This window comes from Shewanella sp. SR1, assembly GCF_020447145.1.
GTDB lineage: Bacteria > Pseudomonadota > Gammaproteobacteria > Enterobacterales > Shewanellaceae > Shewanella > Shewanella baltica.
Genome location: NZ_JAJAEF010000014.1, coordinates 49135 through 74670, shown reverse-complemented (window position 1 = coordinate 74670; position 25536 = coordinate 49135). Strand labels below are relative to the sequence as shown.

Here is a 25536-nt window from a genome sequence, read left to right as displayed (position 1 = left end):
ACTAATAGGATTCCAGCGCGAGGCAGCAGGCCGCTAAGCCTCGCGCAACATACTTTTCTACCGATGAAACAGAGACTGATAGCTGCTTAGCAATGTCGGCATAGCTTAAACCCTCTATCTGGCGCAGTAACAGCGTCAAGCGCACATTATCCGGCAAGTTATCGAGCATAACGGCAATTTCAGCGAGTGTTTCAATGATGACATGATGGATTTCTGGCCCAGGAATGAAGGTTTCTGGCATCAAGCTCAAACTTTCTAGGTAGGCTTCTTCAATCTTCTGCCGACGATAAGCGTCAATCATTAATCCTTTGGCAATGCGGGTTAAAAAACGCCGAGATTCGCCTGAAGGCGGTAAATTTCCGGTTTTTAACAAACGTAGAAATGTATCTTGGGCTAGGTCGGCCGCTGTTTCTGAACAACCCACGCGTGAGTATAGCCAGCCGCGTAGCCAAAACTGGTTATCTCTATATAGGTTATTGATAGGAGAAGAAATATTGACCGACGTCATACGGTATAGGCAAGAATATTAATAATTCTGTAATGATATTGATTATCATTTAATAGGTCAAGTTTTGTGTCATTACGCCCATGAGATTACCTGCTTATGCATAGCGAGAATCATGGCGGAAATAAGCTGTAATCCTGTTTTATGCGACTTTCGAGCAAAAGGATTCGCCTATCTTTTTGTGTTTTTGACTGGCTCAACTAAACTTGAGCCTTATCTCTATAGGACTACCGATTATCTTTTTGAAAAATATGGTGATTCATTAATGATATAAAAACATCTTGTTAGGTTTAGCTTGCTGGTGGTTTGACTTAGTTTCTAAGTGAATAAAAAGAAAGTTGGAATATTTTAGGAGAAATTGATGAGTAAGTTTCTGCTGTTCCTGATTTTAACTATGAGTGCCTTTGTTTCGGCTGCAAACCAAGATGTTCTTATCGGTAGCGGAGAATGGTCTCCGTATGCTGGTGCTAAATTGAAAGGATTGGGTTTTTTAAACGATGTGGTCACAATCGCTTTTGAGCAGGAAGGAATTACCGCAAAATTCGAGTTCAAACCTTGGGCTCGTATTGAAGTCGAGACCGGTAATGGGTATTTTCTCGCGTCACCCGGTTGGTCCATTCAAGAAGATCGTAAAGCCCAATATCTGTTCAGTAAGAAACCGATAATCGTTTCTCGCAGCGTATTTATTGAACGAATAGATAGTCAGTTTGACTGGAAGATTATGAGTGATCTTAAACAATTTACTATTGGGTGCAACCGAGCCGATTACTATGTTAAAGCACTGACTGAGATAGGAGTTAAAGTTCAAGAGTTAAACGAATATCCGCAGGGGATCAAGATGCTACTTGCTAAACGCTTTGACGCGTTCATTGTAAATGAAGCTGTGGGGCGAAAACTGATACGCGATTTATCTGCTGAAGAACAAGCTAAAATTCAAATTCACCCTTTAGCGTATGATGAAAATTTCTCCTTCCTCATGTTTTCTAAAAATTACCCTAATGTCGAAGCTCTTGTCGAAAAGTATGATTCTGGCTTTGAAAAAATACAGAAATCAGGGCTATATCAAACAATGGTTCAAGATTTATATAAAGGTAAATATGATTGATGAGATTTTATTGCGCGGTAAAAAAGTGGGATATTATTACGATTAAAATGTTTTTCGCCCTCAAGTCATTGTCTAAACGTGTGACTTAACTAACCATCATAGCTTTGCAGCGGCGGGCTATGGTGGTTAACATGTCGGCTGGCATAGCTCATGTCGATATTTCAGCTTTATGGGCTATTTTCTTTTTGATACCCACTTATGACTTTTATATGAAACTCATTCCTCTGCTAAAACAACCGCGTATTCACTGACTATTCTAATGTGAAACTTCTCATAACATGATGTCTTATATCTATTATTTTGTTTATAAAGAGGATTTACAATGCAGAACAAGCATTGGTCAAAAGTTCAGTTATTGCATGAGGTGGTCACCAATCCCAATATCATAGTCAAAGGCCAACATAGCTATTACAGTGATTGCTGGGATGCTGGCTTTGAGGGATCAGCAGTGAGATATCTTCATGGTGATGAAGTGAGCCGTGAGTGGGAGCCTAAGTGGCCTATCGATAAACTTTATATCGGGAACTATGTGTGTATCGCCGCCGAAGTTGTGATCTTAATGGGCGGAAATCATACGCATAGAGCGGATTGGTTTTGTTTATATCCCTTTATGGATTTCATCGAGGAGGCCTATGTAGGCAAAGGCGATACTCATATTGGTGATGGGGCTTGGTTAGGCATGAGATGTATGCTGATGCCTGGGGTGACGATAGGTGAAGGTGCGGTTGTTGCCGCAAATAGTGTCGTCACTCAAAATATCGAACCCTACAGTATTGTGGCGGGATCACCTGCGAAATTAATCAAGTATCGGTTTGATAAAGACGTCATTACTGAGTTACTGGCGTTAAAAATCTACGATTGGCCTGCCGAAAAGTTTGAAAGATTAAAGCGGTATTTGTGTTCGGCGGATTTTGACGCGCTCAGCAAAGCGATCACTCTCTATGACCAATCTGTACATCAAAATAAATAGCCGTTAGTCCCAAAGTGAAAGGTCGCGCTTAGTCGAGGCCTTTTACTTATCCTGCCTTAAATCTGCTTTTGGGCGCTTTCGCTAAGTCGACCAGTTCTTCGATGATCACCCGTAGCTTGGGTTGGAGGTAAGGGGTTTTAAGCCAAATCAAGTGGATGGGTGTGTCGTCACTGGCGAGTTCGTCCAGTACCGAGATAAGTTCACCAGTTTTAAGATAGTCCTCAACCAACCATATAGGCACTTGCGCTAAACCCACTCCCGCCAGTGTGGCCGCTAAAATGGCTTCGCAATCAGCGATTTCGTGGCGTACTGGAATGTCATAAGCCTCGATAATCCCATCCTCATTTTTAAGTAACCAGCGATGTTGCTGCCCAAGCGGCCAGCCGACAATGCATTGGTGCTGGCTGAGATCTGCTTTGTCTTGTGGCGTACCAAGTCGAGCGAAATAGGCGGGAGATGCGCAGATTACTCGGCGTTGTTCTCCTAATCTACGGGCGACTAAATCCACAGTGTCGCCGAGTTGTCCGACACGCACCGCCAAATCAATGCCGTCACTGAACAAGTCAGTCGCTCTATCGTTGAAGGTAATGGATAACTCGAGCTTGGGATATTTTTGCGATAGTGATAATAGGGTTGGCAGTATATATCGCCGCCCAAACGTGACGGGTAAATCCACTCGCACTCGACCTGAGGGAATTTGCTGTTCGCTGCCGAGTCGGCTCTGTGCATTGTCTAGGATTGCCATAGCATTTTGGCACTCTTTGAGGTACGAATCGCCATCATTGGTTAAGCTCACACGCCTTGTGGTGCGGTGTAAAAGTTTAGTGCCTAAGCGGGTTTCTAATCGCACTATGCTTTTACTGAGCGCCGAACCTGTCATGCCTAACGCCTGCGCCGCTAAGGTAAAACTGCCGAGTTGTGCAACTGTGACGAAATGGCGTATCTCAACAAATTGATTATTTATCACGGCAATTAATTCCTTGAAGGACTTAGTGATGGTCATTTTAGTGACTTAATCATGGAAAGTGAATCGCGTAAGCTACTACCACAGTATGAAAATGAGCGTTAACTAACAAGCGAACGTCATTTTGTAATTGATTAACAACGCTTTTCTATACCATAACGTTTATATCCCTATTGAGTGAGCTAACTATGAAATCGTCAAATAATCTGCAAGGTAAAGTGGCTTTTGTACAAGGTGGTAGCCGTGGTATCGGCGCTGCCATCGTTAAAAGATTGGCTAGTGACGGCGCCGCAGTTGCCTTTACCTATGTGTCATCTGAAGCCCAATCACAATTGCTGGTGGATGAAGTTATATCGCAGGGTGGTCAAGCCATTTCCATTAAGGCTGACAGTACTGAGCCAGAGGCGATCCGTCGTGCCATTCGCGAGACCAAAGCGCATTTCGGTGGCTTAGATATAGTGGTTAATAATGCGGGCACGCTGATTTGGGATAGCATCGAAAATCTGACGCTAGAAGACTGGGAACGAACAATTAACACTAACGTGCGCAGTGTGTTTGTGGCGAGCCAAGAAGCCGCGCTGCACATGAATGACGGCGGCCGCATCATCAATATCGGTAGCACGAACGCTGAGCGTATTCCGTTTGTAGGTGGTGCGATTTACGGCATGAGTAAATCGGCATTAGTCGGTTTAGCCAAGGGATTAGCGCGGGATTTAGGCTCGCGTGCGATTACGGTGAACAACATTCAGCCAGGCCCTGTGGATACCGATATGAATCCTGATAACGGCGATTCATCTGAGCCAATCAAGGCGATGGGTGCTCTGGGTCGTTATGGTAAAGCCGAAGAGATCGCCAGCTTTGTCGCTTTTATCGCGGGTCCAGAAGCGGGTTACATCACTGGTGCGAGTTTGATGATTGATGGTGGGTTTTCAGCATAAGCTTTGTCTGTATCTATTTTTCAGGCAAGGCAAAATAATTTGCTTGTTGATGAACTATTGTTACAATCCGCCGGTCTTATCTTCAGCTATCTGTTGAAAGACACTCATTTTTTATCTTTATTATCAAAGAATAAGACGAAGAGAAATCCAAATTTTTACGTTATTGACTAAGAAAACAGGCAACTTATGGGGCGTGATGGTGTTTACCATTCTGACCTTGTTCTGTTTGACTCAAAACAGTGGAATACTTAACTTGTTGCTCAAGGAGTCGAGCGCGCAAGCGATGTCGGCTACGTCTTTTTCTGGTGCTGGTTTTGGCGCCAACTCAGTTTTAAACTCAAGTTCAGCTTTTAACAGCAGCTCAGCTTCAAGCAATATGGCTAGTCACGTCGATGCCCAAGCGGCGGGTACTGAGCTGGTCAAAAGCGAGCCTAAAAAATGTGAATTGTCTGAGAAATCGATCCGAACCTGTATCGATGCTCCGAGTTCCATTCCATTTCTTATCCTGTTGTTCCTACTTCCGTTACTTCCCCGCGCCTCCCGCGTGATAACACTGTTACCCATACAAGGTTATCAAGCTAAACCTAGGCGAATACATCTCACTCTCTGTCGCTTTCAAGAATAGAAATAATTTACTTATCAAACTGATAGGTGAGTTTATTCTGGCGCCCATTCTCTAGCTCGATAGTTGGCTTTTCTTACCCGTTTACCGGTTGAAAGGACCATTACCTAGCTGCAGAACGTCCGCTTTTACACATCCTATCTCCTATCAAATTTCTTGAATTAAGCCTGCTATCACATTGATTTTTCTTAAGTCATCACGCCCTTTGTAATGGGGGCAGAGTTAAGCAGTAAAGCAAGCATTTACAGGGCATAACGAACAGTTCATGCCAATGGGGACAAAATGAGTACATTAAAATCCATGTTAACCAGATTCTGGATACTCGCCTTGATAGTGACGAGTCCGTCGCTATTGGCCGCATCGACGGGATGGTTAGTTAACGATAATCACCCGCCAGCCAAAGTACGTTTTATGCTAACGGGCGAAGTTGATCCCGCAACGAATACTTTGCCCGCTGTGCTTGAAGTACAACTTGAGGGCGATTGGAAAACCTATTGGCGCAGTCCTGGGGAAGGCGGTATTGCGCCGACGATAAAATGGGATGGCTCACACAATCTACAGCAAGTGGATTGGAGATGGCCTACGCCAGAGGAATTCTCATTGTTGGGATTGCAAACCTTTGGTTACAAAGGTAATACCACCTTTCCCTTAACCCTAAAAGTCGATGATATCGCTGCCCCAACTCAGCTGCGTGGCAAAGTGACCTTGTCGACCTGTACCACTATCTGTGTACTGACGGATTATCAGATTAGTCTCGACTTCACGCCCAATGCGCTGCAAGCGGATACCGATGCCATGTTGGCCTACAACAAGGCCGTGTCGCTTGTGCCACAAAAAGTGTTGACCCAAGAGGGCCAGAATCCTGCCATGACAATGGGTTGGGATGCCGCCAAAGGTCAACTTGAAGTCAGACTCAATAATGCCAACTGGCAGCAACCCACAGTGATTATCGATGGCGAGCCAGATACCACATTCAAGCTAGTGAGCTTAAAGCCAAGCGAAAGTGATGCTAACGGCAAGCAATTGGTCGGTATTTTCAGCGGTAAAAGTTGGCTGGGCGAGCCTGAAGTTTTGGGTAAATCGCTGAACATGACTGTCGCCGATAGCGAGCGGGCGTTGGAATACAGCGCCGAGGTTAAGCCTGTGGTGATTACTCAAGCAAGTACCTCGATATTTGGCATGATTTTGTTAGCGCTTATCGGTGGTTTGATCTTAAACGTCATGCCCTGCGTGTTACCCGTTCTCGGCATGAAGCTCAGTTCAGTGGTTGCTGCGCCTGATCTTAAGCGTAATCAAATCCGCCAACAGTTCATCGCATCAGCGCTGGGGATATTGGCCTCATTCTGGTTACTGGCTGGCTTTATCTTAATGCTTAAGCTCACGGGTCAAGCGATTGGTTGGGGTGTGCAGTTCCAAAACCCTTGGTTTATCGGTTTTATGGCGCTGGTGACCACAGTGTTTGCCTTCAATATGTTAGGTGTGTTTGAGATTAACTTACCCTCTAACGTACAAACCAAGTTGGCGACGACGGGCGGCAATAATAACAGCGGTCACTTTTTACAGGGTATGTTTGCGACGCTACTGGCGACACCGTGCAGTGCACCATTTTTGGGTACCGCGGTCGCTTTCGCCTTGGGCGCCGATGTACTGAGCCTGTTTGCCATCTTTACCGCGTTGGCCGTGGGTATGGCGTTCCCTTGGTTAATCGTGGCGGCATTCCCGCAAGTGGCGGGTTATTTCCCTAAACCCGGTCGCTGGATGAACACAGTTAAAGTGTTTTTCTCCGGCATGTTGCTCATCACCAGTTTGTGGCTGATTAGCCTGTTGGCCAGCTTCATTGATACTAACTACCTGTGGCCATTGGCGGGTGTCATTACACTGATATTTATGGTGTTTATGGCTAAAAAATATGGCGCGATTGCTATTGTGAGCTGCTTAGGTATCGGCATTTTACTGTCGGCGGTTATTGCATTTATGACGGCGAACCAGTGGGCTAAACCTTTACCTGCGGATCTTGCTTGGACGCCATTGGACCAAGCATTGATTAATCAGCAGGTTGCCCAAGGCAAAACTGTGTTTGTTGATGTCACTGCCGATTGGTGCATTACCTGTAAGGCCAATAAAGTTGGCGTGATCTTGCAAGATCCTGTTTATAGCCTGTTGCAACAGTCGCATATTTTGCCGATGAAGGGCGATTGGACTACGCCTTCTGAGCCCATTACTCACTACCTGCAAAGCCATAATCGTTTTGGAGTGCCATTTAACGTGGTTTACGGCCCGGGTGCACCGCAGGGGATTGAGTTACCGGAAATTCTATCGACTGACCTTGTGCTTGCTGCGATTGAGCAGGCCTCTGCGTCCCCTGAAAAGTCATCCGTAGCGGCAGGGAAATAACGCTAACGACCAGCCATTCACTCGGATATGTCACTCGGCAATATCACTAGCCAATCTCGTACGGTAGCTCGCCGAGTGACACTCAACAAATACTCAGGTCAGGAAGCCCCTGACCTGAAACAATGGAAATCGATTATGAAACAGACAATTGAAGCACAAAACATCACTGAATCAATGCAGAATACTCAAGTCATCGGAGGCACCAAAATGTCGAAATTTAGCTCTTTATTCAAACATCGCAAGTTGCAGATGTTTGCTGTCTCGGGTGTCGCCATGGCCATGCTGGTGGTTTCCTTGCCTTCGGTGAGCACAATGGCCTATGCCAAGGACAGCAGTTTATCGGCGGCGCAGCAGCAAGAGGTGCGAGCGATTCTTAAAGATGCCTTGATCAATGATCCTGACCTAATGAGAGAGGCGATTATTGCGTGGCAAGCAAGGGAGCAAGAGGGGGCAAATACAGCCATGCAAACCAGTCTTGTGACTCATCATAAAGCCATGTATGAGACCAAAAGCGATCCGTGGAAGGGCGCTGCGACACCTGAGATTGAGATGGTGTACTTCACCGATTTTAACTGCCCATACTGCAAGAAAATCGAGCCTTCGCTGAACCAGCTGATTGAAGAATTTCCGCAGTTAAAAATCATAGTCAAAATGGTGCCGCTGCAGGGCGAAGGCTCCAAAATGGCGGTCGATTTTGCCCAAACGGTTTGGTTAAACGAGCCTGAAAAGTATCTCAAGGTGAAGGATATGTTGATGTCGAGCCCGCGTGGACTCGATGCCGCCGCCATCGCTAAGGTCGCTAAACTGACGGCAACTGAGCGCTGGGTCGGCAACACAGATGAGCGCGTCGCTAAAATGGTCGATGACAATGTTAATTTAATGAATGAGTTAGGCATAGGTGGCACGCCAAGTATGATAGTGGCCGATACGCTTATTCCCGGATTAGTGCCTTACGAAGTGTTAAAAGAGCAGCTTGAAGCCGCGATTGCCGCTAAAGATAAGACGCAGAAGAGCAGTTAAGATGCCGCCAAAGGAAACTGAAAATATGAGCGCCGAACAAGTTTCGATATCTTTACCTAAACGCATATTGGGCTGGATTAAGCAGCTGGCACTTTTGCTGCTCATTGTCATTATCGTGACCAGCGTGATGGACATCTGGCGCGGCAAAGATATTCCGCGGGATAATTTGCCGCAACTCCAAGGGACGACGTTGGCAGGGGAGATGCTTGATATTGCCACGCTCAGCCAAGATCAGGCGGTATTGGTGTACTTTTGGGGCACTTGGTGTCCTGTGTGTAATTTTGTCAGCCCGGCGGTCAATCAAATGTCGGCCTATTACCCCGTGGTGACGGTTGCCATGAGTTCGGGTGAGGATGAGAAACTGAGAAAATATCTTCAGCATCAGGATTATGGCTTTGACACTATTAACGATAGTGACAGCAAGATTGCCCGTGATTGGTCATTGCAGGCGACGCCAACCATTATGATCTTTAAAGATGGTGAGTTAAAACACTACACGACTGGCTTTACTAGCCTGCCAGGCATGTGGTGGCGAATGATGTTCACTTAGAAGTGATATATCAGGGGCTGTTTTAAGGTAGAAAAAAAGCGCTAATTTAGGTTAGCGCTTTTTATTATCAACTTATTTCAGGACTAGGCAATTAGCTGAAAGCTTAGGGTTTACTTCACTAAGGTGAGCAGTGGCGCCTGACTCACGACTTGGAAGTCGAGCGCCATAGTCACACTGAGCGCCGTAATAGTGATGATTGAAAAACCAAACACTTGGCGAGCCCAGCGTTGCATGTCGACGCCGTGGCGATAACCTTTTAATGCCATGGCAAGCCACCACAGGCTGGTGGCGCAGGTGACCGCCATAAAGGCGATACCTGTGTAACCCGCGAGTGGCAACAGTGCACTGACTAAGGCGAACACGGCAATATAAAGCACGATATGCAGTTTTGCTTTGGTCATGCCTTCTGCCACTGGCAGCACAGGAATATTGGCGGCCGCATAGTCATTAAAACGGAAAATCGCGATGGCATAGGAATGTGGCATCTGCCATAGACTGAACATCAACAGCAAAATAGCCGCGCCCATGTCCATTTGCCCTGTCACGCTGCAATAGCCAACCACGGGCGGTACTGCGCCCGAGAAGCTGCCAACTAAAGTGCCATACACTGAGTTACGTTTCATGTAGAGGCTATAAACCCCCACATATACTATGTAACCAATAACGGCAAATAGCAGGGCTAATACATTGGTAAACAAGGCTAAGATGCTAAAGCCCAACACGCCTAAGGCGAGTCCAAACGCGAGTACGTTACCCACTGCAATTTCGCCCGTGACGGTCACGCGTTTGCAGGTTCGCTGCATCTTGGCGTCGATATCACGGTCAATACAGTTATTGATTGCGCAGCCCGAGGCTACGACCAAGGACAATCCTACTAAGCTCGCTAGCATCAAGACCAGATTTACGTCGCCTTTGGCGGCTAATAAAAAACCGCCAGCAACGGAAATCAGATTCCCGAAAATGATGCCAGGCTTAGTCACCTGTACATACCCTTTGAAGCGTGCTTTCCATTGCGGTGACATAAATCTGTCTTGTATTTGCATAGACTGTTTCTCGTTACATCATCAAAGCGTTGGCTTCGAGTATGATCCACACCGACAGGCCGACTACCATGACAATAATCAGGGCAGTAAACAGGAAGGAGAAGGTGTTTACTTTGCCTTCTTTCGAGAAATCTAAGTGTAAGAAGTACTTAAGATGTACCACTATCTGCACTATCGCCATCACTAGCACTAAGCTAAGGGTGGTCGCTTTCTCGAAGTGATGAGTCATTACGGCCCAAAACGGAATGGCGGTTAATACCACTGACAGCATAAAGCCCATTAGATATGACTTAATGCTCGCGGCCAGATCGTCAGTGCCATGGCTAGGCTTATCAGTATGACTATGTGCGCTCATTAAAGTGCTCCCAATAAATACACGACCGTGAATACACAAATCCACACTATGTCGAGGAAATGCCAGAACAAGCTTAAGCAGCTCAGGCGGGTGATGCTGCGATTACCTAAACCGGTTTTCGCCACTTCAATCATCATGATCGCCATCCAAATCAGACCTGCGGTCACGTGCAAGCCGTGCATACCGACAAGGGTGAAGAAGGACGACAGGAAAGCGCTACGCTGTGGGCCATTGCCGTGTTCAATCAGGTGATGGAATTCATAGACTTCCATCCCGATAAACACACAACCGAGGGCGAAGGTAATGGCTAACCAAGCCAAGGTCGCGGCTTTGTTGTGGCGCTTAGCAAAAATCAGCGCCATACCGTAGGTAATACTACTAACGAGCAGGGCGGCAGTTTCAATCAGCACAAAGTCCAATTCGAAAATGTCTTTACCCGAAACGCCACCGTCCGTGTTCATGTAGAGCACAGCATAGGTTGCGAAAACCGAGGCAAACAAAATGCAGTCGGTCATCAGGTAAATCCAAAAACCAAACAGAGTGTTGCCACTGGTGTCATGGTGTTCGTGGTGATCTTCTGCGTGAGCTACTTCTAAATCTGCTGGGATTGCAATACTCATATCAGCCCCTTACTACATTGTTTAAGTGGGCATTTTCAATGCGAGCCACTTCATCGGGTTGCACGTAATAGTCGACGTCATTGTTATAAGCACGGAACAGGAACACCACGAAAGCGCCCACTAAACCCACAATGGCTAACCACAGGATGTGCCAAATAGCGGCAAAACCCGCGGCAGTGATCCCCAGCGCCATTAAGATACCGCTTGGGGTATTTTTCGGCATATGGATAGCTTGGTAGTGTTTTTGACGTTGATAAGCCACGCCTTTTTCTTTCGCATCGGTAAAGGCATCGATATCAGCAACCTGTGGCAGCTTAGCGAAGTTATAGAACTGTGGTGGAGAAGCGGTTGACCACTCTAAAGTATGGCCATTCCATGGATCGCCCGTGGTGTCGCGGTTTTGGTCGCGGTCACGGATACTCACGTACAGTTGGATAAACTGCAGAATGATACCGACCATGATGATGCAAGCACCCACGGCGGCTAAGTAGATCCACACGTTCCACGCTGGGTTATCAATGTGGTTGATACGGCGTGTCATACCCATAAAGCCCAGTACGTACAGCGGCATAAAGGCCACATAGAAACCGATTTGCCAGCACCAGAATGACGCTTTACCTAAACGCTCATTTAAGTGGAAACCTGTCGCTTTAGGGAACCAGTAAGCAAAGCCTGCTAAATAACCAAATACCGCACCACCAATAATAGTGTTATGGAAATGTGCAATTAAAAACAAACTGTTATGTAGAACGTAGTCGGCACCAGGTAAGGCTAATAGCACACCTGTCATGCCGCCTATGGTGAAAGTCACCATAAAGCCTAACGTCCACAACACAGGTACCGTTAAACGTAGGCGGCCACGGTAGATAGTGAACAACCAGTTAAACAGTTTTACCCCGGTTGGAACCGCAATCACCATAGTCATCACCCCGAAGAAGGCGTTGACGTTGGCACTTGAGCCCATGGTGAAGAAGTGGTGTAACCAAACGATGAAACCTAGAATTGAAATCGCACCACTCGCCCACACCATAGAGGTGTAACCGAACAGACGCTTAGAGGTAAAGGTTGAGATCACATCGGAGAAAATACCAAAAGCAGGCAAAATCAGGATGTAAACTTCAGGATGTCCCCACGCCCAAAACAGGTTGATATACATCATGGCGTTACCGCCACCGTCATTGGTGAAGAAGTGGAAATCCATGTAACGGTCGAGTGTCAGCAAGGCTAACACAGCGGTTAAGATTGGGAATGACGCGACGATCAATATGTTCGCCCACGTACAAGTCCAAGTGAAGATTGGCATTTGCATCAGCTTCATGCCTGGGGCACGCATCTTCAGCACGGTGGCGATAAAGTTCACCCCGGTTAAGGTCGTCCCTATGCCCGAAATCTGCAGTGCCCAGATATAGTAATCGACCCCAACCCCCGGACTGTAAGCCAGCTCTGAGAGTGGTGGATACGCCACCCAACCTGTCTTAGCAAATTCACCTAAACCCAATGAAATATTGATCAACACAGCGCCAGAGGCGGTAAGCCAGAAGCTGAGGTTGTTCAAGAATGGGAAGGCAACGTCGCGGGCACCAATTTGCAGCGGCAACACTAAGTTCATCAGACCTATCATAAATGGCATCGCCATAAAGATAATCATGATCACGCCGTGGGCGGTGAAGATTTGGTCGTAATGTTCAGGCGGCAGATAACCTGCGGCGCCGTTGGTGGCGAGTGCTTGCTGGGTACGCATCATAATGGCATCGGAGAAGCCACGAATGAGCATCACCAAAGCTAACACTATGTACATGATACCGAGACGTTTATGGTCAACTGAAGTTAACCAGTCGTTCCAAAGTACGCTCCATTTTTTGTGTTTAGTGATCAAGGCTGCGATATACAAACCTACCACTGCGACGACCGCTAAGGTCACCATGATGATAGGCTCGTGATACGGAATCGCATCTAAGCTTAATTTACCGAGAAATGACATGATTACTCCGCCTCCACTTTTTGAGTGGATGAGTGTTCTGTAGATGAAGTGTCAGAATGGGTTGAGCTATCCATGTCGGCCATGTTCTGTGTATTTTCCATCGCGTGCTCGCCTGCCATATGTGCCATGTCGTGCATACCTTTCATGTCTGCCATGTCAGATGTGTGCTCAGTGCCCATAGGTTCCATGCCTGCGTGCATGTCCATTCCTTCGTGACCTTTCATGCCGTCATGTGAGTCCATGTGCATGTATTGCATCACGATTTGGTCAAACATCCCTTTGCTCACTGAGCCAAAGTATTCAACCGGATTGTATTCACTCGGTTTAGCCAGTGTGGCATAGGCCGCTGAGTCCAATGTCTTGCCCTGTTGTTTTAACTTGGCAACCCATGCATCGAAGTCGGCAGGTGTCTGAGTGGCAATCGCTTTAAACTTCATGCCCGCAAATCCGGCGCCGCTGTAGTTAGCCGAGATACCATCGAAGGTGCCTGGCTCGTTAGCGATCAAATGCAATTTAGTAGTCATGCCCGCCATAGAGTAAATCTGGCTGCCTAACTGAGGGATGAAGAAGGAGTTCATCGCAGTGTCAGAGGTGATCTTAAAGTTCACCGGCACATTGGCAGGGAACGCCAACTCATTGACCGATGCCACGCCTTGTTCTGGATAAATGAATAACCATTTCCAGTCCAGCGACACCACTTCAACCGTGACGGGTTTAGCTTCGTGCACTAAAGGCTTATATGGATCAAGATCATGGGTCGAACCCCAAGTGATCACACCTAGCACTATTACGATCACAATCGGCACTATCCACACGACGGTTTCAATCGCCGTTGAGTGTGCCCATTTAGGCGCATAGATTTCTTGATCTCGGCCATCGCGGTATTTCCACGCGAAGTACAATGTCATGGCAATCACAGGGATAACAACAATGAGCATGAGTAGGGTGGCGACGATAATCAGGTGTTTTTCATCGATACCGATTTGGCCCTTAGGGTCCAACACACCGCCATCACAACCCGCGAGCATGAATGCTACTGCCGCGATTGCCGCTTTACTTAATTTTCGAATTAACAAAGGAAGATTCCTCTAACCCTAAGGTTTACAACTCTGCCAAGCGTGAACCGGCAGTCGCACTAAGCGGCGTTATCTGAGCGCAAATCCTGAAACCCAAGAGACATGACACAAAAATGTGCCACCATCCCGACGAAATCGAAGATCAGCTTTCAGCGCTTAATGCTTAATTTGAATTTAAAAACAGAGGGTTAAAATGGTGGGGCGCGACAACCGTGGGCGGTATGTTCGAGGGGTTTTAGCCTTGGGGGTGCTAAAAAAAGTGAAGCGTTAGTTAAATCGAGATTATTGAAAAATTTGAAGCAGCAGTCGATTAAATGCCATAACTGCAGAATAACGAGGGGGTTGAGCAATAACAGGCTGAGCAGACTGGCGCCGATAAACTCGACTAAAAAGCCATTGCTGAGGCTGATGAGTTCACTAATATCGACACAACCGCCGATCAATACGTATAAAACGTCAGCTACAGGCAGCACAAACAATAACCCGAAAAACAGGGTTAGGTTTGTCATGCTAAAGGTTGAAAACCGAATAATCAGGTTCAATCTTTCAGCAATGAATTGGCTAAGAGCTAATTTCAATTAACGGGTCCGGTTGAACGGGAAAGGGAGCCAGTTGGCAGAACAAAAAATATTCAGCATGCAACTTTTTTATGCGGCAGGAGGATACCAAGAAGCGGCTATTGAATGAAAGCGGATCCCCGCGGTAAAAGGGCCTAAGCGTTAAAAAAACCTTAATTAAAACTAAATGAAATCAATAAATTTACAAAATTAACCGAAATTTAACTGATTTGGTTCTCATAAAATAAAAATGTGTGAGGCGCTTCATTTATTCGTTTTGGCTAAAGCTGATGTATTGGCGACGGTATGGCGTGGATTAATGCCCCCATGAGCATGTGGGTTTTAGCCAACAGTCGCTTTTATCGTATACGAATGACACTGCTGTTTACCCTTGCTCGCCGCACATTTTTGCATGCTGATTTTTGATGCGAGTTAAGTTTGGTTAAGCGGATTTGAGATGGGCATCTCAAATAAAAACATCAAGTTAAAACAATTATTGTGTCAGTCATTTACGCTATTTACATTAGGTAAAACGATTATTAGACTGTGATTTTATCACTGCCCAGATATCTACTTGAAATTGCGTTAACGAGTAGGGCATTATGATTCTGAATATTGTAACTATGGCAGTTTAAAGGATTACACATAAAGTCAATTACCCCATACCTTAAGGTAAACATTTTCATCGCCTTAGCTTACATCATTGTAGGTAAATTAGGCTTGATGATTGCGTTGCCACCAGGATATTCAGCTGCCATTTGGCCTGCCGCAGGGATTGCCATTGCTGCCTGTATCCTGTGGAAAGAGTATGTCCCTTGGGTTGGGGTGTTTATTGGTTCCCTGCTGATCAACATCAATATTGGCGGGCATATCCATTGGGGCTGGTTACCTTTTGCTATCTCGATTGGGTCTTGTATACAGGCTGTACTTTCTGCCCATGTTCTTGGGCGAGTCGATCATTTATTCACCTTAGATAATCCTAATACCGTTATTAAATCCTGCTTGAGCTTAGCCTTAACTTGTATTGTGGCGACCGTTTTTGGCAACAGTGCCTTAGTGATCAACGGTACGATTCCACCATCTGATTTATTGGGAAGTTTAGTGAATTGGTGGACGGGGGATTTGCTCGGCGCCGTGATCTTTATCCCTTTGACTATGTTGTTATTTGATAAGCGAGCTATCTGGCGTGCTCGCCGCATTCAGACGGGTGTTCCCCTGCTGGTGGGCTTTTTATTCTGCGTGGGGATTTATTACTACTCGGATATGAACCAGCGCCAACAGTTGCAGGATAAGTTTCAGATCCAATCCAATGCCGTGATTAGCAATATTGAAAGTTTTCAAGAGGCTAATCTGCAGCAAATCATCGCCTTAGCGAGCTTGTTCGATAATAGCGAACAGGTTTCTGAGGATGAGTTTGTGCAGTTTGGCAAACGTAACATGCTGCAGCAAGATGGCTTTAGAGCTTGGTCTTGGTCGCCGTTAGTGGCGGCCGCCGATCTACCCAGTTTTGAGGCATCGACCCGCTCAGCCATTGGCGCTCCCTACAAAGTCACCCGGCCTCAAGGTTGGCAAGCTAATGCCGATGGCTGGTTAGTGCCAGTGATTTATATTCAGCCACTCATAGGTAATGAAGCGGCATTGGGATTAGATCTCAATAGTGAACCAATACGAGCCGCTGCCATTGCTAAAGTGCGCGCGACCTTAGCGCCTGTGATGACGGCTAAGATCCAATTAGCACAGGATCCCAATGGCCCAGGTGGCACCTTACTTCTAGCGCCCTCGTTCGATCGGCTGGGTAAAATCTCAGGATTTTGTTCAGCTGTGATTGATTTGCAAAGCATTATTAATGATGTTGAGAGCGTAAAGGGATTGCAGTGGAAACTCTCCGACATGAGTGCGGGCGGTGCATTGCTTTACAGCAATACCCAGAAGTCATTTCCCGCATTTAGCAGCAAGCTATTTAGCGATAAAACCGGCCAGTATTTTCAAGCAAACCTGCTGCTTGCAGATCGGCATTGGCACATAGTGATTTATCAATCCTATGCAGTGCTGATGGGCGATACATTTAGCTTATCGTTACTTATGTTGCTCCTCGCCTTTATCACCTGTGCTGTTGTGGGCGGTATGACGCTGGTTTCCTCCGGCGAGCGCCAACGTATTGCCGAGAAAGTGACTGAAAAAACCATGGCCTTATCGAAGGAAATTGCCCGTCGTCAGGCTTTTCAGGCCACCTTAGTCGAAAGCGAGCAAAGATATCGTAACTTGTTTGATAAGGCGCCTGTAGGGCATGTGCTTAAACGTTTAGATGATGGTCAGTTTGTGGCGATTAACCCCGCATTCGAAGCCATGACGGGTTACTCACTCGATGAGTTAAATCAGCTTGACCCTTGGGATCTCACGCCAAAGCGTTATCAATTAAGTGAACCTGAGCAATTAGAACGCCTAAAGCAAACCCGTCGTTATGGCCCCTATCAGAAGCATTATGTGCATAAGAATGGCCAGTTAGTGGCAGTGCGCCTTAATGGTGCGTTAGTCACAGGCGCCGATGGTGAGCAGCTTATTCTCTTTATCGTTGAAGATATTACCGAGCAGGAGCGCACCGTTGCGCGGGTAAATCTATTGGCGCAGGTGTTCCAGCAGAGTGGTGAAGGCATCACTATCATGGATGGCAACGACATTATTGTGGATGTGAATAGTGCGTTTTCTCAGATCACCGGTTATTCCCGAGAAGAAATCATTGGTAAAAACTGCCGCTTTTTAGAGGCAGAACGTACCGACAAAGGTATCGATCCTCAAGTGCGTGCTGCCCTAGAACAAACAGGTTTCTGGCAAGGCGAAGTTTGGGACAGGCATAAACATGGCTACGATTTCCCTAAATGGTTGATGATGTCTGTGGTGCGCGATGACGCAGGTGCGGTGAGCCATTACATCGGCAGCTTTACCGATATCAGCGAGCGTAAAGTCAGTGAGGAACGCATTCATTTCCTCGCCCACCATGATTCTTTGACGCTACTGCCTAATCGACTCAGCTTGCAGTCGCGTCTCGAAGTGGTATTCAGTGAGGCGCTGGCATCCGATAGCCAAATTGCGGTGATGTTTATCGACATGGACCACTTTAAAAATATCAACGACACCTTGGGTCATCATGTGGGCGATCAACTGTTGTTAGAAGTTGCGCGTCGTTTGAAAAACATCGTTGGTGATACTGACACTGTGGCGCGTTTGGGTGGCGATGAGTTTGTGGTCGCATTATCTGATACGAACCATGATGAGGTGGCCAGTTTAGCCGAGGCGCTGCGCAGTGGTTTGAGTCAAACCTATATCATTAATAATCAAGCATTACATTCATCGCCAAGTATAGGCATCAGTTTATTCCCGACCGATGGCGACAGTGTTGAAGCCCTGATGAAAAACGCCGATATGGCCATGTACCGTGCCAAATCGGCGGGACGCAATAACTATCAATTTTTTACTGCGGCGATGAATACCTTGATCACTGAGCGCCAGCAAATTGAAACTGGCCTCAGGCAAGTGCTCGCTAACGATGAATTACGACTGCATTATCAGCCACAAATTGATATCCGCACTGGGCAAGTGGTCAGTGTCGAAGCCTTAGTGCGCTGGCAACATCCCGAATTTGGCATGGTTGCGCCAGACCGCTTTATTCCCATTGCTGAAGAGATCGACATGATCATTCCTATCGGCCAATGGGTGTTAGAAACCGCGATGGCGCAGCTTGCCGCTTGGCGCGCTGCGGGGGCGACCGAGCTGCGAATGGCGGTGAATCTGTCGGCGCATCAACTCCGCAAAGATAGCATTGTCGCCGATATCACCAATGTGCTTTTAAAGCATAAGTTGGGCAAAGGGGCATTGGAGCTCGAAATCACCGAGAGTGTGGCGATGCAATATCCGGAGCAGAATGCGCGCCTGTTAGCGGAATTGCGCCAGCATGGTATCGAACTTGCGATTGATGATTTCGGTACGGGTTATTCCTCGTTATCCTATTTGAAACTCTTGCCCTTAGACAGATTGAAGCTCGACCGCTCCTTTGTGAAGGATATTGAAAGCGATCCGAACGATGCTGCTATCAGTGCTGCGACCATTTCTATGTCCCATGAGTTGGGGCTAACTGTGGTGGCTGAAGGGGTTGAAAACGAGGCGCAGTTGGTATTATTGTCGAGGATGGGGTGCGACTTAGTGCAAGGGTTTTACTTTAGTAAACCCTTAGCGGCAGAAGAGTGTTTCCGCTTTATCCAGCGTAATTTATAACGGCAGAGTCTTGCTGTTTTTCTAATGCTGGCGCAGAGTTGGACTATACTTGAGTTCGCATTATGTATGCGTTAATCGAAATACTAAGGATGGTTTTATGCAAGTCATCTTCACCAAAGGAACCCAGCGTTATGGTCAGTTGCGCTGCGTGCGCATGGACGGTAGTGCGACTCAAACCCAAATGCCAGAACAGGGCATTGCTCCCCACGATATGATCCATTATGTTGTTGAAAAACGCCTGCATATTCAAGGGGCTTTCTTCTCGCAGGTCAGAGCTGGCGCCGATATCAGCTTCGCCTTAGAACATAACGAAACCTCCCGCGCCATCGCAGATAAAACGGAAGTGTGGCAAACCGAATCCATAGTCGAAACCTTGCAGTCACTACTCTGGTCGGGTGAAACGCCAACCTATAACGGCTTTATTTATCTGTTAGAGCAAGCCTGTAACAGCCGTGACCTAGCCGTTCCAACCGTTAGCCAATCGGACTTTGAACATATTCTTAATGAGATTATGGATCTGAGCATCGAGTGGCAGGGAATGGGTGAAGGTCAGTCCCTGACCTTGAAGTTTTAAGCGGTTTAAAACTAAGTGATTTAAAAACAACTGATTTAAAAAAAAGAGCGCAGTTAACTGCGCTCTTTGTGTTACTGCGGCCATAGCGCGATCATTCCCTATGACGGCGTTCTTGGCTTTGAGTTGAGCGACCTTGGTTATGTTCTACCGAGCGAGCGGTTTGCGCATTTTGGCGTGGCTCACTTTGTCTCACTCTCACGTCTTCGCGTTGTCTTGGCGCTGCTTGTCTTGGTTGTTCAATACGTTGCGGTTCTGCGCGTCTTGTCTCAGGTCGTGGCGTTTCAACTCTTGGGGTCGCAGTCCTTGGATTTTCTTGCCTTTGTGGCTGCGTCCTTTGTTGATCGACATTACGCGGCTGTGACTCCCGAGTTTGATATTGCCTTTGCTGCGGCTCCTTCGATGGCATAGGCTTTGACTGCACGGGTCTCGATTGCGCGTCATTACGATCCTTGTGAGTCGGCGTTTGTACCATAGTCGCTGCGCGACGTTCTTTTAACTCGGCCTGCGTTTTTTGATAACTCGGTGCGCGGTTATCACGTTCACGACTGGCGTTGGGATAGTCCTTATTGTCACGACTCTTATGACCCTGATTACTCATATTACTTTGATTGCTATGGGTATCTTGGCGTTCTTTTGACTTCGAATATTGACTATTGAAGTGCTGCTTACTGCCGCTAGAGTGTGAATCTCTACCGCGATACTTGTCTTCGTTGTAATAGCGTTGCTTCACGACGGGGTTGTGGTAACTCACGCCACGTCTATGTTCGGGTTTATGTTTCCAAGGCTGGGCACCATAGCTGACCGTGTATCTTTCACGTGGGCGATAACGATGTGAATGGCGATAGTCGATCACGACCACTTTATGGTTGTGCCAGTGGAATGAACTGAAGAAGTAGTTAAAGGAAATATGGATGCCAGGTGACCAGTAGAAATGGTTATGACTCGGACGATAGGGATAGCCAGCATAGCCGCCAAATTCCCAATACACGGGTGGATAAGCCACACCCCAGCGCCATGTGCCATAAACCACGCGCGGATCATAATAGGGCACGTAGACGATTTCTCGCTTAGCGGGTTCTATGATGATCTGATTGTTGGCGCGGGTGATCGCCATGTTATCCATGTCCGCTAAGCTATTCGCTTTATCAGCCTGTTGCCTTAGGGATTGAATGCTGTTCATCACTTGGCCTTCATCTTCTAAGAAGGCTTCACCGAGTCTTTGAGTCCAGTCGAGATCTTCACTCATTTTTTGCAGCAGCGTCGGAAAGGCCAGCAAAGCTTTGACGCTCGGGTCCCAATCTTGGTCTTCGGCTTGCGACATCAGTTGATCGACTGATGATTTGGGGCGCTGGGTTAACCAACGTTGTGCCTGCACGATTTCGAGTGGATAAGTTGAGGCAATAAGTATGTGGGTCAATAAGCTATCGGGATACAGGGCAATAGGCGCCAGCATTTGTTCGAGTTCGGCTTGGCTTGCCGCAGCGCTCGAGCCTTGGCTCACAGATACGCCCGCAGCTTGTGCTGTGGTAGTGAAAGGCAAGGCCACTAATGCCGCCGTTAACACTAGCCAATTCCATCGATGTAGTCTGTTCATGGTTTGCTCCAATAATCCTGTTCGAGGATGTTATGGGCATCATAGGCGTTTGAATATGAACATAAGCTGAAAGCATTTTACGGTTAAAAAGTTATTTTTAACCGCAATTTAGGTGGGAGTTTAAATCTATGGTATTGAAACTAAATCATTAAATTGAGTGCACAAAGCTGATGCTGAACTTGGCGCCGCCCAAGGTTTCTGAACGTGAGACTGAAATTCTGCCGTTATAGCTGTCGACTAAATCGCGCACGATCGCAAGCCCAATACCATTACCTTGATGATAGGAATCGGCACGAATACCGCGTTCAAAGATTTGATTTTGCAGCGCTTCACTGATCCCTGGCCCATCATCTTCGATGCAGATCAGCAATTGATAGGCATCGCCGGTCACGGTTAATTTAACCGTGGACTTTGCCGCTTTGCAGGCGTTGTCGAGCACGTTACCGAGAATTTCCGTGAGATCCGCTTCATCACCTTTGAATACTGCTTCGTCAGCCATCTCGCCACTGAGATTGATTTGCGGCTCACGATAAATTTTAGCTAAGGTGCGTAATAACTTAGCGGCGACGTCATCGACTCGAATCCCTAAATGCCACGAGGCTGCCGCTGCCGTTTGGGCGCGTTTCAACTGGTGGCCAATAATGCGGCTGATCACCGACACTTGCTCGCTGGAGGCTTCGCTTAAGTCGGCCTGACTCTTGATCACCGCCAGCGGTGTTTTGAGGCTGTGGGCAAGATCGGCCAAGGCATTACGATAGCGTTTGCGCTGGGTTTGTTCGGTATTGAGCAAAATATTGAGCTGCCGAGCAACTGCTTGTAATTCAGTGGGGTACTGACTACTTAGCTGCATCGACTTACCTTGCTCGACGGAATGTAATTCTTGGGTAAAGCGTGCCAATGGCCGCAGCGTCCACACTAGCCAGCTCAGTTGGAACACGAGCATGACGAACATGAGGATCAGCAGCCAAGTCCAAAGCTGTTGGTTAAATTGATCGATTTGCTGCTGAAATTCGCGCTCGTCCTTAATGATGTGAATCGTCACAGGCACGTTTTGATTTTGACTGGCGAAACTGACGCTAAAGCTATAAATCAAATGGGGTTGTTCGGCGAGCTCGATTTGCTCAAAGTCACTTTGACCCGTTGCTGGGATGGTAAAATGCGGTGGTGGCATCATGCCCATAAAAGATTGCGAGTGCCACACGATCGTTTGTTTGCCGCTGGCATCTTCAGTGGTCGCAATGGCATACAGCCCAGATTGAATGAGGTTAAAACGATTTTCGAGTACTAATTCTGGGATAGATATTTGTTTATTCTCGACTTCCGTCACCGCGAGTATCGAATAGACATAGGCGCTGAGTTCATTTTTGGTCGCGCTTTTAACTTGCTCGGTAAAGGCATCGTTTAAGGCGACGCCGATCAAAGGCAATAACACTAAGATAAACAATAGCGCGCTAATCACTAAGCGCGCTTTAAGGGAGTTCAATACTTGCCACACAATGGCACGTTTACTCATCGGCAGTTGGCTCGGGCGTTAACGCTTTTAGGCGATAACCTTGGCCGCGCAGGGTTTCAATCAGGTTGTATTGATTATCAGGGTCGAGTTTTTTGCGTAACCGGCGGATAAAGACTTCGATGACGTTTGAATCTAAATCAAAATCCTGATCGTAGATGTGCTCCGTCAATACGGTTTTAGATTTCACTTCGCCCTGATGCAGCATAAAAAATTCGAATAACTTGTATTCAGAGCCGCTGAGGTTAACCAACTCTTCACCTTTACGCACTTCTAAGCTGCTGGTATTCAAGCTAAAGGGCCCGTTATAAATCAAAGGGCTGGCCTTGCCGGCAGAGCGACGGATCAGGGCTTTTAGCCGCGCGACCAGTTCTTGGGGATGAAAAGGTTTCGTCAGGTAGTCGTCGGCACCAGCGTCGAGTCCTTCAACCTTATCTTGCCAGCTGTCCCTCGCGGTTAAAATTAGGATTGGGAAGTCGCGTTCCTGTTCGCGTACGCTGCGGATAAGCGCGATACCATCAAGTTTAGGCAAACCGACATCGATTATCGCCGCATCATAGTTGTATTCGAGTGCTTGAAATAAGCCTTCTTCACCATCGCTCGCCACATCGATACTGTAATGGGCATCGAGCAGATGTTGTTTTAAGTTCGCCTGCAGTTCTAAATCATCTTCAACCAATAACAATCGCATAGTTAGTTCCTCGACACTCGGCCAGTAGCGGCATCCACTGAGACAGAAAACACTTGGCCGTCATTATTGAGGAGCTTAACCCGATACCCTGAGCCGCTGGATTGCACGCTCAGTACCTTGCCTTGGTATTGGCGCTGCACCATAGCCACAGCTTGATCTGGGCTATTGACCGCCAGACGGCGCTGCTCATTCTTCGCACCTTGGTTGCGATCATTCTGTCTATCATTGCCTGCCATGCTGCCAAAGGAGGCAAACAAGCAAGCGATTAGGGCCAATGTCAAACCAAGTTTCATATCTGGTACCCGCAATGTTCGGCGATCTTAAGTTAATGGGTGAGATGGATAACTTATCGAGTCGACTAAGAATACCTCATCACCTTAACAAACACATAGAGATCAGCCAATTGGTTGGCACAATTCCATCAAAATTAACTTTGGTAGTCATTTTGTTATTCGTGACAGAACTGAAGCTCTGTCAGCGAGTCTATTCCTATGCTCGCATTCAATATGCCCTAGTGTCGGCTAATCCAGATGAACTAAGGCTGAACGTATTGTCGCGCTAAGAACACTAAATGTTGATGTTCAGCTTATGTTCACCTTCATTGCACTTTAATGGCTCCAATTTGAACGGGTTATCCATGGGGTATTCAAGATGAACACACTCAATAAACAAGGTATGGCAGCCACAGTTAACTGTCGGGTTAACACCCATTTCGTTAAAGCGACGGCCATTGCCGCGCTGTTTTTAGCGTCCACTGCCGTCAGCGCTCAGCCCCGCGAACTGGAATCATCGCAAAGCTTAATGCCATTTACTGCGGCCAGTGTCGGCATTGCCAAAAAAGCTGAAAACAGCGAGCAAGCAGCCGAGCAGGAACAGCAAGCTTTAGCCCTGTTACAACAAGCTGCGCCCGCAAAAAATGTCACTGAAGCTGCCGCTGCAGCCGTTAAATCCTTGGCGCCCGCGTTATCCTCTAAAGCGCCGACGGCAAACCGCGTGCAACTAATGGGCGCATCGCCGATGACGCGTGAGCAAGTGACTGCGAAACATGCGAGCCAAGGCATGCCGAGTTCGAGCGCGACTAGTGAAGATCCCTACCGCGCCCCTGTGTATCACAGCTTTTCGATTTTTGATGCCAGCAGTCGTTTGTTCGAAGACTTTGACTACGATGGGTTTTATCAAACCTTTAGTGTGACCTTCGACGTCGATGTTAACGGAGCGTATCTTAATGAAAGAGCTGACTTATTTGCCGAGCTTTATCTCAGCCGTAATGGCGGCCCTTGGGTGCATTACTACACCACGGACGTGTTTACTATTTATGGCGATTCAACACAGGACGATTATGAAGTGCTGACCACGCTCTACACGGGTTATGCGACGGACCACTACGATGTGCTAATCGATGTGTACGAAGTGGGTTACAGCGACATTGTCGCGACCATTAGTGCCGATGAAACCGATGGTTTGTATGCGTTGCCACTGGAAAGTAGCGATCGAGACAGAGAGCCTGATGTCATAGTCGTCGAAGAAAGTGGCGGTAGCTTATCGGTATTGGGTCTGTTATTCCTCGGTTTGTGTGCAGGGCTGCGGATGAATCGCACTCGCGGCTAATCACCCTTTTTTCTCTCTGTGTTTATCTCAGGTAAATAGGGCTAGTATGGTCAGGTTAATTTAACTAAATGGAGATAAATATGATTGCTCAAGGTCAAACACTACCAGCAGCTACATTAGGCCAACTAACGAAAGATGGCATGGTGAATCACCAAGTTACTGAACTGTTCGCTGGTAAAAAAGTGGTATTGTTTGCTGTACCCGGTGCGTTTACTCCGACCTGTTCTGAAGCGCATTTACCTGGCTATGTCGTATTAGCCGATCAATTTAAAGCGAAAGGCGTGGATTTGATTGCCTGTGTTGCTGTGAGCGATGCCTTCGTGATGAAAGCGTGGGGCGAAGCGCAAAATGCCTCTGAATTGATGATGCTAGCCGATGGCGATGCCAGCTTTACTAAAGCGTTAGGCTTAGAAATGGATACAGCTGGTTTTGGTGGCGTGCGTTCACAACGTTACGCCATGATCATAGATAACGGCGTAGTGACTCTGCTGAATGTTGAAGAGCCAAAGGCTTTTGAAGCCAGTAAAGCCGAAGTGGTTTTAGCTGCACTGTAATGATTAAGGTCCGAACGTAATCGGACATCAAAATAA

Annotated in this window: 23 protein-coding genes; 11 read left to right on the top strand and 12 right to left on the bottom strand. The window is 47.1% G+C overall.

The features are described 5' to 3' along the window. Position 1: 1 nt before the first annotated feature. Positions 2-508, bottom strand: coding sequence for a sigma-70 family RNA polymerase sigma factor (locus KV201_RS14125; RefSeq protein WP_012090589.1), 507 nt, complete (start codon positions 506-508; stop codon positions 2-4). A gap of 358 nt (positions 509-866) precedes the next feature. On the opposite strand from KV201_RS14125, the gene KV201_RS14120 reads away from it, so the two are divergent. Further along, positions 867-1610 (top strand): ABC transporter substrate-binding protein, encoded by a 744-nt coding sequence (locus tag KV201_RS14120; RefSeq protein ID WP_226059695.1) that lies wholly within the window; start codon positions 867-869, stop codon positions 1608-1610. A gap of 322 nt (positions 1611-1932) precedes the next feature. Further along, complete coding sequence (locus KV201_RS14115) at positions 1933-2580, top strand: CatB-related O-acetyltransferase (RefSeq protein ID WP_226059694.1); 648 nt, start codon at positions 1933-1935, stop codon at positions 2578-2580. 46 nt (positions 2581-2626) lie between these two features. On the opposite strand, the gene KV201_RS14110 is transcribed toward KV201_RS14115, so the two are convergent. Then, on the bottom strand, positions 2627-3547 hold the full coding sequence (locus KV201_RS14110; RefSeq protein WP_226059693.1) for a LysR family transcriptional regulator: 921 nt from the start codon (positions 3545-3547) through the stop codon (positions 2627-2629). Positions 3548-3732: 185 nt separating this feature from the next. Here KV201_RS14110 and KV201_RS14105 point away from each other — a divergent pair, with 185 nt between their 5' ends. From KV201_RS14105 to KV201_RS14085, 5 genes are all read left to right on the top strand, one after another. Continuing rightward, entirely contained in the window at positions 3733-4482 is a 750-nt protein-coding gene (locus KV201_RS14105) for a 3-oxoacyl-ACP reductase family protein (RefSeq protein WP_226059692.1), read from the top strand. A 196-nt stretch (positions 4483-4678) separates the two neighbouring features. Beyond that, positions 4679-5107 carry a hypothetical protein gene (locus KV201_RS14100; RefSeq protein ID WP_226059691.1) on the top strand — a complete coding sequence of 143 codons (429 nt, stop codon included), beginning with the start codon at positions 4679-4681 and terminating at the stop codon, positions 5105-5107. A gap of 279 nt (positions 5108-5386) precedes the next feature. After that, a complete protein-coding gene (locus KV201_RS14095) occupies positions 5387-7498 on the top strand; it encodes a protein-disulfide reductase DsbD (protein ID WP_226059690.1) in 2112 nt (703 codons plus the stop codon). Between the two features lie 135 nt (positions 7499-7633). Then, positions 7634-8518, top strand: coding sequence for a thioredoxin domain-containing protein (locus tag KV201_RS14090; protein WP_012197816.1), 885 nt, complete (start codon positions 7634-7636; stop codon positions 8516-8518). Positions 8519-8543: 25 nt separating this feature from the next. Next, positions 8544-9068: a protein disulfide oxidoreductase gene (locus KV201_RS14085; RefSeq protein ID WP_014620499.1), complete on the top strand. Its 525-nt coding sequence runs from the start codon at positions 8544-8546 to the stop codon at positions 9066-9068. Between the two features lie 110 nt (positions 9069-9178). Here KV201_RS14085 and cyoE read toward each other — a convergent pair whose 3' ends face one another. The 6 genes from cyoE to KV201_RS14055 all read right to left on the bottom strand — a co-directional run bounded on the left by cyoE (position 9179) and on the right by KV201_RS14055 (position 14721). Then, entirely contained in the window at positions 9179-10111 is a 933-nt protein-coding gene (cyoE, locus tag KV201_RS14080; protein WP_226059689.1) for a heme o synthase, read from the bottom strand. A gap of 13 nt (positions 10112-10124) precedes the next feature. Beyond that, positions 10125-10466, bottom strand: coding sequence for a cytochrome o ubiquinol oxidase subunit IV (gene cyoD, locus KV201_RS14075; RefSeq protein WP_226059688.1), 342 nt, complete (start codon positions 10464-10466; stop codon positions 10125-10127). After that, positions 10466-11086, bottom strand: coding sequence for a cytochrome o ubiquinol oxidase subunit III (gene cyoC, locus KV201_RS14070; protein WP_063882167.1), 621 nt, complete (start codon positions 11084-11086; stop codon positions 10466-10468). Before cyoC ends, cyoD begins: the two co-directional genes overlap by 1 nt. A 1-nt stretch (position 11087) precedes the next feature. Beyond that, positions 11088-13067, bottom strand: a complete 1980-nt coding sequence (cyoB, locus tag KV201_RS14065; RefSeq protein ID WP_006079491.1) for a cytochrome o ubiquinol oxidase subunit I — start codon at positions 13065-13067, stop codon at positions 11088-11090. 2 nt (positions 13068-13069) lie between these two features. After that, positions 13070-14143: a ubiquinol oxidase subunit II gene (gene cyoA, locus KV201_RS14060; RefSeq protein ID WP_226059687.1), complete on the bottom strand. Its 1074-nt coding sequence runs from the start codon at positions 14141-14143 to the stop codon at positions 13070-13072. Positions 14144-14331: 188 nt separating this feature from the next. After that, on the bottom strand, positions 14332-14721 hold the full coding sequence (locus KV201_RS14055; protein WP_226059686.1) for a hypothetical protein: 390 nt from the start codon (positions 14719-14721) through the stop codon (positions 14332-14334). A 624-nt stretch (positions 14722-15345) separates the two neighbouring features. Between KV201_RS14055 and KV201_RS14050 the strand changes: the two genes are divergently transcribed. Both KV201_RS14050 and KV201_RS14045 read left to right on the top strand, forming a co-directional pair. Beyond that, on the top strand, positions 15346-18969 hold the full coding sequence (locus tag KV201_RS14050; RefSeq protein ID WP_226059724.1) for an EAL domain-containing protein: 3624 nt from the start codon (positions 15346-15348) through the stop codon (positions 18967-18969). A 97-nt stretch (positions 18970-19066) separates the two neighbouring features. Beyond that, on the top strand, positions 19067-19543 hold the full coding sequence (locus KV201_RS14045; protein WP_012090576.1) for a hypothetical protein: 477 nt from the start codon (positions 19067-19069) through the stop codon (positions 19541-19543). Between the two features lie 91 nt (positions 19544-19634). Here the strand turns inward: KV201_RS14045 and KV201_RS14040 are convergent, their stop codons facing one another. The 4 genes from KV201_RS14040 to KV201_RS14025 all read right to left on the bottom strand — a co-directional run bounded on the left by KV201_RS14040 (position 19635) and on the right by KV201_RS14025 (position 23631). After that, positions 19635-21137: a DUF3300 domain-containing protein gene (locus tag KV201_RS14040; protein WP_226059685.1), complete on the bottom strand. Its 1503-nt coding sequence runs from the start codon at positions 21135-21137 to the stop codon at positions 19635-19637. A gap of 148 nt (positions 21138-21285) precedes the next feature. Continuing rightward, the gene (locus tag KV201_RS14035) at positions 21286-22650 is read right to left on the bottom strand and encodes an ATP-binding protein (RefSeq protein ID WP_226059684.1); all 1365 of its coding nucleotides are present in this window, start codon (positions 22648-22650) and stop codon (positions 21286-21288) included. Further along, positions 22643-23338, bottom strand: coding sequence for a response regulator transcription factor (locus KV201_RS14030; RefSeq protein WP_006079500.1), 696 nt, complete (start codon positions 23336-23338; stop codon positions 22643-22645). Before KV201_RS14030 ends, KV201_RS14035 begins: the two co-directional genes overlap by 8 nt. Before the next feature lie 2 nt (positions 23339-23340). After that, positions 23341-23631: a PepSY domain-containing protein gene (locus KV201_RS14025; RefSeq protein WP_006079501.1), complete on the bottom strand. Its 291-nt coding sequence runs from the start codon at positions 23629-23631 to the stop codon at positions 23341-23343. 358 nt (positions 23632-23989) lie between these two features. Between KV201_RS14025 and KV201_RS14020 the strand changes: the two genes are divergently transcribed. Together KV201_RS14020 and KV201_RS14015 are read left to right on the top strand one after the other, a co-directional pair. Next, on the top strand, positions 23990-24946 hold the full coding sequence (locus KV201_RS14020) for a choice-of-anchor H family protein (RefSeq protein WP_126493210.1): 957 nt from the start codon (positions 23990-23992) through the stop codon (positions 24944-24946). Between the two features lie 80 nt (positions 24947-25026). Next, positions 25027-25500: a peroxiredoxin gene (locus KV201_RS14015; protein WP_226059683.1), complete on the top strand. Its 474-nt coding sequence runs from the start codon at positions 25027-25029 to the stop codon at positions 25498-25500. Positions 25501-25536 lie beyond the last annotated feature (36 nt).